Origin of the sequence: Luteimonas suaedae, assembly GCF_008312895.1 — a bacterium.
Taxonomy (GTDB): Bacteria; Pseudomonadota; Gammaproteobacteria; order Xanthomonadales; family Xanthomonadaceae; genus Luteimonas; species Luteimonas suaedae.
In genome coordinates, this window is the sequence record NZ_VSSP01000041.1 from 1 (window position 1) to 818 (window position 818).

Sequence of the window (818 nt, forward strand, 5' to 3'; positions counted from 1 at the left end):
AAGTTCGAGCGCACCAAGCCCCACGTGAACGTGGGCACGATCGGTCACGTGGACCACGGCAAGACGACGCTGACGGCGGCGCTGACGAAGGTGGGCGCGGAACGGTTCGGTGGCGAGTTCAAGGCCTACGACGCGATCGACGCGGCGCCGGAGGAGAAGGCGCGCGGGATCACGATCTCGACCGCGCACGTGGAGTACGAGTCGGCGAACCGGCACTACGCGCACGTGGACTGCCCGGGACACGCCGACTACGTGAAGAACATGATCACCGGCGCGGCGCAGATGGACGGCGCGATCCTGGTGTGCTCGGCGGCGGACGGCCCGATGCCGCAGACGCGCGAGCACATCCTGCTGGCGCGGCAGGTGGGCGTGCCGTACATCGTGGTGTACCTGAACAAGGCCGACATGGTGGACGACGCCGAGCTGCTGGAGCTGGTGGAGATGGAAGTCCGCGAGCTGCTGTCGAAGTACGAGTTCCCGGGCGATGACACCCCGATCATCACCGGTTCGGCGCTCAAGGCGCTGGAAGGCGACGAGTCGGACATCGGCGTGCCGTCGATCCTGAAGCTGGTGGAGGCGCTGGACAGCTACATTCCGCAGCCCGAGCGCGACATCGACAAGGCCTTCCTGATGCCGGTCGAGGACGTGTTCAGCATCTCCGGTCGCGGCACGGTGGTGACCGGGCGCATCGAGCGCGGGATCATCAAGGTGGGCGACGAGATCGAGATCGTGGGCATCCGGCCGACCACCAAGACGACGGTGACGGGCGTGGAGATGTTCCGCAAGCTGCTGGACCAGGGCCAGGCGGGCGACAACGC

General features: G+C 67.1%; 1 protein-coding gene. It reads left to right on the forward strand.

Features of this window, described 5'->3' with window-relative positions:
• The coding region (locus FXO19_RS19005; RefSeq protein ID WP_149196685.1) for an elongation factor Tu at positions 1 to 818 on the forward strand (818 nt) is incomplete at both ends.